The 2,494-nt window shown below is 72.4% G+C and carries 4 protein-coding genes; all 4 read right to left on the reverse strand.

From position 1 onward, the window contains the following. A partial coding sequence (locus ELR45_RS18980) for a hypothetical protein (protein WP_240759861.1) occupies positions 1-389 on the reverse strand: 389 nt, incomplete at its 3' end. A gap of 181 nt (positions 390-570) precedes the next feature. Next, positions 571-1,488, reverse strand: coding sequence for a dihydrodipicolinate synthase family protein (locus ELR45_RS18985; RefSeq protein ID WP_129667779.1), 918 nt, complete (start codon positions 1,486-1,488; stop codon positions 571-573). 2 nt (positions 1,489-1,490) lie between these two features. Next, positions 1,491-2,267, reverse strand: a complete 777-nt coding sequence (locus ELR45_RS18990) for a ribonuclease activity regulator RraA (protein ID WP_129667780.1) — start codon at positions 2,265-2,267, stop codon at positions 1,491-1,493. Between the two features lie 53 nt (positions 2,268-2,320). Further along, positions 2,321-2,461: an SDR family oxidoreductase gene (locus ELR45_RS42820; protein WP_129667781.1), complete on the reverse strand. Its 141-nt coding sequence runs from the start codon at positions 2,459-2,461 to the stop codon at positions 2,321-2,323. Positions 2,462-2,494 lie beyond the last annotated feature (33 nt).

Genomic DNA, 2,494 nt, shown 5'->3' on the forward strand with positions numbered 1-2,494 from the left:
TCCACTGCGTCGACGGCGTCCGCCCCGTCCACCACGACGGTCACGAACCGCGCATGCACCAGCTCGGGGAGGTCGAGGGAGAACGTCTCCCCAGTGCTCACCGGCACGTCGGCGACGGCGACGACCCGGTCGGAGTCGTCGACCGCGGTGGAGTACTCGATGTCGACGGACGTAGGTGGTTCGCCACGCCAGGTGAGGTCGATCCCGGCGACGGGTACGACGCGTCCGACGTCGACGCGCACCTCGGACCCGTGCACCTCTACCGTCCGCCCGAGGTCCCAGACCTCGGCGGCGCCGTCCGCACCGCCTGGCGGGCCGCCGTCCGGACCATCGGCGGTGGTGGCGGCGGCTCCGTGCCCGCCTGCGGCCAAAGCCCCGGCGACAAGCATCGTGGCCAGCGTGGCCGCCGTCATCCGGAACGGCGTTGCGTTAGACGATGCCGGCCGCGAGGTCGCTGGCCGGGTGGACGGTCGCTCGGTGCCGTGGTGGCGTGCGCGGCCCCGCGGTGGGCGGGGCTGTCTCGATCGATCCATGGCTGGCGTTGCCTCCTCATCCTGTCGGGACTGCTTCCTACGAAACGGCCTGGACCTCCGTTCGGAGGTCGTCCGGCCAGGTGTCAAGGACGCCGTTGAGCACGCTTGCGGCGTCCGGGTCGAGGGCGGCATGGGGCGCGCGCACGCCGCCCAGGTCGAAGCCCTGGCGGCGCAGCATCTCCTTGATCACGGCCACGTTGTTCCGGCCGCGGTCGCGGCTGCGCAGCTCTTCTACCGGACCAATCAGCCTGAGCAGCGCCGCCAGCCGGTGCAGGTCGCCCGCGCGGACCGCGTCGTACACCGCGAGGGCGGCGTCCGGGCGGGCGTTCGCGATGCCCGACGTGAACCCGGTGAGGCCCAGGGCCGCGGTCGACGGGACCGTCGCCTCCGCATTGCCGTTCATCCACACACACGCCTGCGCGGACGGGGTGCGAAGCAGCGCGGCGAGCGTGCCGAGATCCGGCCGGGCGAACTTCACACCGACGACGGCCGGGTGCTCGACCAGCGCCACGAGGTCGTCGGCCGCCGGGTCGGTGGAACGCAGGTATGGGACAACCGGGAGCGGCGATTGGTCGGCGACCTCGCGCCACAGTGCCACCTGGTCCGACCCTCCGCCCAGTGGGTCCGGCGGCTGGTGAACCATCACCGCGTCGTAGCCGAGCGACGCCGCCAGCTCCGCCTCGTACAGCATTGTCGTCGACGGTCCGGTCAGGCCGGCCAGCAGTACCGCGTCGGTCCGGCCGGTAGCGACTCCACGCAGCACGGCGGTTCGCTCGGCCGCAGACAGGCGGTGGACCTCCGCGGTGTTGCCCAGCGCCGTGATCGCCGGCACCCCGCCCCCGTCGACATGCGCCGTCAGCTCCGCACAGACCTCCTCGTCGACGGTCTGCGTCCCGTTCCGGTACGGGGTGACCAGGACAGCGACCACGCTCCGTAGCGCGTCGGTGAGCTCCATGGTCACACCTCTTCGGATCGGGCGGGACCGGCACCGTCGAGGTCATACCGGCGCAGCGTCTCCGCGTCCGGCGGATACGTGCCGCGCAACGGGGCGCCGTCGCTGACCCGGCGTTGCAGGAACGTCTCCAGCTCCTCCTGGTCCCGGGCCGGTCCGGCGATCACCGGAACCAGGTGGCGGGGGACACAGACCACGCCGTCCGCGTCGCCGACCAGCACGTCGCCCGGGTAGACGGGGACGCCCGCACAGCCCACGGGTACCTGCATGTCGACCGCATGGTGCCGCGCCAGGTTGGTCGTCGCCGCCGCACCGGCCGCATACACCGGCATGGCCAGCTGCGCGATGCCGGCGATGTCGCGCAGGGTGCCGTCGGTAACCAGGCCCGCGGCGCCGCGCACCTGCATGCGGGTGAGCAGGATGTGCCCGGCCGACGCGGCCTGCCCGTCGCCGCGACTGTCCATGACCAGCACCTGTCCTGGACCGACCAGCTCGATCGCGCGGCGCTGCGGGTGGTCGTAGTCGTCGAACACGTCGAGCACGTCCAGGTCTTCGCGGGCCGGGATGTAGCGAAGCGTGAACGCCTCGCCGATCATCCGTGGCACGTCTCGGGTCTGCGGCCGCACCCCGGTGAGGAAGGCGTTGCGCAGGCCGAGCTTGAACAGTTGCGTCGAGATGGTCGCGGTGCTGGCCGCGCCGAGGGCGGTCAGGTGGGTCGGGTCAAGCGGAGCCGCCGCCCCGGAACCGTCGGGCTGTGGGGGCGTGGTGCGGGAGAGCGTCATGATGTCTCGCTTCGATTCATGGTCACGGAGTTGGCCGGTGGCAGGAAGTTCGGCTAGGGCAGCAGCTCGGCATCGGGCGGGCGGGCCTGGGCGGCGAGGCCGCCGTCGACGACGAGGACCTGACCGGTGACATAGTCGGCGTCGTCGGAGGCGAGGAACGCGACCGCACGGGCGACGTCGTCACCGGTCCCCATCCGGCGCAGCGGGATGGGGACCGTCCGGGCGAC

This window comes from Phytoactinopolyspora endophytica (assembly GCF_004138495.1).
Classification (GTDB): Bacteria; Actinomycetota; Actinomycetes; order Jiangellales; family Jiangellaceae; genus Phytoactinopolyspora; species Phytoactinopolyspora endophytica.